Origin of the sequence: Paraburkholderia ultramafica (assembly GCF_902859915.1) — a bacterium.
Lineage (GTDB): Bacteria > Pseudomonadota > Gammaproteobacteria > Burkholderiales > Burkholderiaceae > Paraburkholderia > Paraburkholderia ultramafica.
The window spans coordinates 1-5,066 of sequence record NZ_CADIKK010000096.1 but is presented as its reverse complement, the minus strand read 5'-3'; the positions used below and the strand labels follow the sequence as shown (position 1 = coordinate 5,066).

Annotated in this window: 4 protein-coding genes; 1 reads left to right on the top strand and 3 read right to left on the bottom strand. The window is 56.3% G+C overall.

All coding sequences use genetic code 11. The features are described 5' to 3' along the window. Positions 1 to 664 precede the first annotated feature (664 nt). The 3 genes from HV744_RS36015 to HV744_RS38665 all read right to left on the bottom strand — a co-directional run bounded on the left by HV744_RS36015 (position 665) and on the right by HV744_RS38665 (position 3,261). A complete protein-coding gene (locus HV744_RS36015; protein WP_281363702.1) occupies positions 665 to 937 on the bottom strand; it encodes a hypothetical protein in 273 nt (90 codons plus the stop codon). A 1,228-nt stretch (positions 938 to 2,165) separates the two neighbouring features. After that, a complete protein-coding gene (locus HV744_RS36010; protein ID WP_175154008.1) occupies positions 2,166 to 2,885 on the bottom strand; it encodes an IS6 family transposase in 720 nt (239 codons plus the stop codon). A gap of 217 nt (positions 2,886 to 3,102) precedes the next feature. Further along, entirely contained in the window at positions 3,103 to 3,261 is a 159-nt protein-coding gene (locus HV744_RS38665) for a hypothetical protein (RefSeq protein WP_425497902.1), read from the bottom strand. 201 nt (positions 3,262 to 3,462) lie between these two features. Between HV744_RS38665 and HV744_RS36005 the strand changes: the two genes are divergently transcribed. After that, the gene (locus HV744_RS36005; RefSeq protein ID WP_175154007.1) at positions 3,463 to 4,668 is read left to right on the top strand and encodes a hypothetical protein; all 1,206 of its coding nucleotides are present in this window, start codon (positions 3,463 to 3,465) and stop codon (positions 4,666 to 4,668) included. Positions 4,669 to 5,066 lie beyond the last annotated feature (398 nt).

Sequence of the window (5,066 nt, the reverse complement as noted above, 5' to 3'; positions counted from 1 at the left end):
TGCCCGCGCCTTCAATGTATTGTCCACTTTGGTGTCCGCAATAATTTGGTGGACACCAAATTACCCAAACCCTCAATGCGCTGTCCATAACGGCCCAGACGAGCCGCATACGTTGCTTCAAGACTCCCGACCCCATCGCAGGAATTGCGCAGTTGCTACCTGAGCGTCATCAAGCGTCAGACTGGCAATGCCAGACTTTCTTCGTTGAACGGCTCTTATCCTGGTAGGAGCCGACGCCCAAGAGGCCGGACAGTTCGGCCGGCGAATGACGTTTGATGGCCGACTAGCGTCCGACGGCCGAGCGAGGCGAGTGCCCCGGACGCGGCCTCTCATGCAAAAGGCATAACCCGACCCACTCCGGACGCTCGACCAGTTGCCGCCCGATTGACGGCTTTCAAAGTGTAGCGGTCGTTCATTTCCGTGAGGCGCCCAACAGGTTTCGTACTGCAGGCCGCCGAGCAGCGTCGCGAAGATCTGTACAACTCTGCGTCGAGAGCGACTGGATAGTCGCTTAAGCCCGTCAGCGCGACCGAGCGTGACCCACGACCCGAACATACCCGCCGCCATTATCAATGCGGGTGTCAGAATCACTACGATCAGTGAAGATCATACACAGGCCTCCGCGGCTTTCTCATCTGATAACTGGAAGGAGGGAAATGGTGTTTCACTCCGATTCAGAAAAGACGTCGGGCCGTGCTTTCCATTCGGTCCAGCGTGTCTTAGCGCTCTCGGGAAGCTTGCGCAACACACGGCGCTCGCCGGTGGCACGCAGGGCAGCATCGTCCTTCCATGAACCGTTGCCAAACTCGACTACCGCACTGTAGATCGCAGCGACCGTAACCTTATCCACTTCCAAGTCTTCCATACTCATCTTCAAAATCGAGTCCGCAACCGGCCCGCGATAACGCTGAGTCCAATATAGATAATCATGAACTATAGAAACGCACTGAGAAATTGTTGCTCGAGAGGAGCAAGCTCACCGGACGTCAATATGGGGTGCGAGGGCAAGCCGATCGATTAGCTATCGCCATACGAGTTTTCTGCATAGCTCATCCCCCAGCCAAAATACCAGAGCATTAGCCGATAAATTTTCTAAACCCGACGGTTTTGCATGCTCTCTGGGTCGATTGGCTGATAAGCGGGCAAACAGTACGGGCTGGCTTCATCCCAATGTCAATGGCATCGCGTAACGACCGCTCTGACTTCCGTCATGAGCTCCGTGGTCGGAAGGGCACACACCCTGGCTTGGATTGCCACTGAAGAACATTCCTTGGCACTTTCCACACCACCTCCAGCCCCCTTGTCGACCCGGGGCATCATCACCCAGAACCGCCGCGTAATGGCCGCTCTGACTTGCGTCATGAGTTCCGTTGTCGGAAGGGCAGACACCCTGGCTTGGATTGCCACTGAAGAACATTCCTTGGCACTTTCCACACCACCTCCAACCCCCTTGTCGACCCGGGGCATCATCACCCAGAACGGCCGCGTAACGGCCGCTCTGACTTGCGTCATGCGCTCGGCTGTCGGCGGGGCAGACACCCTGGCTTGGATTGCCACTGAAGAACATTCCTTGGCACTTTCGACACCACCTCCATCCCCTTTGACGGGGCTGCGCTTGCGCGAGCGCAATGACGCCTGGTATCTGCGTCCCAATGATCCCTACACCGCAGGCGCACCAGAGGAGTAAGGCATTTCGGCGTGACACTTTCATGGCATCCTCCTAACCAAATTACTGTAGTTTCCGATTATCCACAAGTGCTAATGCACTTACTTGGCAGCTCTCGCGTTGTGTCGGCCGCGGCCCCACATATCGTCAAAACTACCGCGAAACAACGGTCATATCGCAACCGGCCTATCCCCCACGGTGAGCGCCGCCAATCCAAAGAACTGGTATCGCAACATCAGATCCTCAGGCCGCTTCGTCGGGGCAGCCAACTGGATGGATCCCACGATTCCGTTCAGCTTGGCTCACTACTGGAGCGGGTCGACGTTCCAACAAGTCGATGTGTCCCACGTCAATTTTTCCCCGGTGATCGTGAATGATCCAAGGCAAGGCAAGAGCGACGATCGCGATCGGCTGGTCGTGCGGTTTTGCAGGCCGTCGATCAGACGGTTGTGGTGCAAATTCGGTAGTCGGGCGAGAAATCGCCAATTTTTCGGATACCTTAACGAACTGAAAGGACCGCCATCCAGATCGAAGGCAAAGTGGTATCTTTGAGGCGCACGCTGGCGAGATCGAACTGGCCTTTGCGAATGCGATGCATCAGTTCGATGCCGGAGAGGGTAACGGCCCCGTTCCGGAACCGCTTGAACCCGAGCATCACGTTCACCCGCGATTTGATGTGGCGGTGATCTTGCTCGATCAGGTTGTTCAGGTACTTCGAGGATCGCAATTTCGTTCGCCTTTGTAGCGACTTCTCGGTCTTCATCTCGCGGACCGCCCGATGAGATGCTGCGTAGCCGTCCAGCGTGATCGTTGCAGGAGCGCGCCCCTGGGTTCTGATCGCCTTCGCGAAGAACGCCTTTGCTGCCGCTACATCGCGCCTGGCGCTCAGGCGAAAATCGATCGTCTTTCCTGCCCGGTCAACAGCGCGGTAAAGATAGGCCCATTTGCCACGAATCTTCACGTAGGTCTCGTCAACTCGCCGCGACTGACCGGCTATCGTGGCCAACCGATTCCAGCGTTTGACGAACTCCGGCGTGTAGCGCTTCACCCAACGCAGGATCGTAGTGTGGGCGAGAGACAGGCCGCGTTCAGCCATCATCTCGACAAGATCGCGCAGACTGAGCTTGTAGCGGAGGTACCAACGTACGCAAAGGACGATGACTTCGCGGTCGAAATGACGCCCGTTGAACAACCATTCCAGATCTTTCAGCTTGCTCATTGGCTCGTGGTCGTCAAAAGCTCAAGGGTAACAGACCGACGCATCGGAATTGCACCACAACCATGCGTCAAGCGTGCTTAAGCATAGTACGCTAACTGCTGCGTCGCCGACGTAATTCAGTCCAAGGACGCCAAACTAGACTCTCAGGCATAGCGGAGGTCAACCGACCGTCATAAAAAGTTCGTTATTGCCATAGAAATCACGTTAAGCGTCGTTATTATTGTGCGAGGGGCGGTGACTCCCTGTTGATTAGACAAAAGATATCGTGGCACAGATCCGAGGCCTCTAATAGAATTGTGTCGTGGTCAATAGAGGTTACGACGACCTCTTCTAGCCCTAGAGAATCGATATGATGATGTGTCGCCAATTCATCTATCGCGGCTATCGCTGAAATTTCGCCTTCCGGGAGGTCGTGCGTAAAGTCGACCCAAAAAATATACGAACAGGAAACGCAATCTGCGAGTCGATTTCAGTGCAATACACGACGCCGAGTTAGGGAGCTGATGTCGGAGTTAGGGCGCAAAACTGTGTCCCGGTAACAGAGTTGTTACGCAAACCCAAGAAAGGAGTGTAAGAAATGGCACATGATGATCAGTTTACGGCACTGGGCCCTTCCAACACAGGTTCTGGCTTCCCTAGAGCCGGCTTTTCCACCAAAGCTTCCGATATGGTCTATGGGGTGAATGTACAAGGTACCCGTTGCGGAGTCTACGGTGAAAGCGTAAACGTTAGCAGCGGAAGAGAGTCAACGGTACAGGGTGTCGGAGTTCATGGCTTTGGTGAAAACTTTGGGATTTTTGGAAATGGCAACCGCGGAATAGCCGGGGTTTTCGGTGAACACAACCGCAACGGAGTTGGAGTAATAGGTGCCGTCATGCGGGGTGGCACCGGGGTGGTTGGGGTAAGTCTTGGTTCTATAGGTAATCCATTAGAGACCTTTCAAGGAATACCTGTTCCCGCAGACGGATCTGGTACTGGGGTCTTGGGTGCGAGCGGCAAGGGCTACGGCGTCTTGGGCGACAGTCAAGACAACGCTGGCGTCGTTGGGCGGTCTAACAATTCCGTCGGCGTCTGGGGCTCTGTGACGGCAGACAGGGGGGGCGGATACGGTGTGCTGGGCGAGAGCACAGACAACGCCGGCGTCGTCGGGCGGTCTACGAACTCTGTTGGCGTCTGGGGCTCTGTGGGGAATAGCTTCGGCATGTTGGGCGAGAGCACAGACGGCATCGGGGTTGTCGGGCGATCTGATGGGGGTACGGGGGTCTTCGGTTCAGTAAGCAGAGACCGCCCGGTCGGCCTAGCGGGACGCTTCGTGGGGCCGGTGCTCATCGAGGGCGACGTGACGGTGACAGGCGTTAAAGGTGCTGTGGTGCCACATCCAGACGGGTCGACCCGATTACTCTGCGCCATTGAGAGCCCGGAAAGTTGGTTCGAGGACTTCGGAGAGGCGGCACTCAAGGATGGCAAGGCGGAGGTCCAGCTGGAACCTGACTTCGCTGCTGTGATTGAGACCAAGGGCTACCACGTCTTCTTGACTCCTTATGGTGATTCGAATGGGCTGTATGTAGTGGATCGCACCGATAAGGGGTTTATGGTGCGCGAGCAGAAGGATGGGACGAGCAACTTGGCCTTTTCCTACCGGGTAGTGGCAAAGCGAAAGGATATTGCGACCCATCGACTGGTAAGGGTACAGCTTCCTGCAGCTCCCTCACCGGAGACATTCCCGAAACCCTTTCCCTCTCCGGGAACGTTCCCCAAGCCGTACTTTCCGCAGCCGAAATAGAAATCGAGAAAGGCAAGCCCATTCGCAGTTTGCCGCCCAACCAGCGGATGCAGCCGACCGGGATATGCGGGGTTAAGGCTGATAATCATTGAGAGGGCCTCCTGACCGCCCTTCGCGAAGGACCTCCTGTGAAGTACGCCTGCATTGACGAGCAGTGCCGGCATTATCCGTTGTCGGCGCTGTGCGAGGTCCTACCGGCAATGGCCGTTTCAATGACCGTTTACTGAGCGTAGCCGACGTTTGAATGACCGTCGGAGCATGAAGGCGAACGGCTGCAGTTGGCCGAGGAACGAAACCGCTCGCGCGGTAGGGGGCTCCGGCTAAGCCCGGTGGTTTATGAGGGGGCGGCTGCGCGGTTCCGTATGTTGGCGAATGAGGCAATCCGCCTCGTTCTCCAG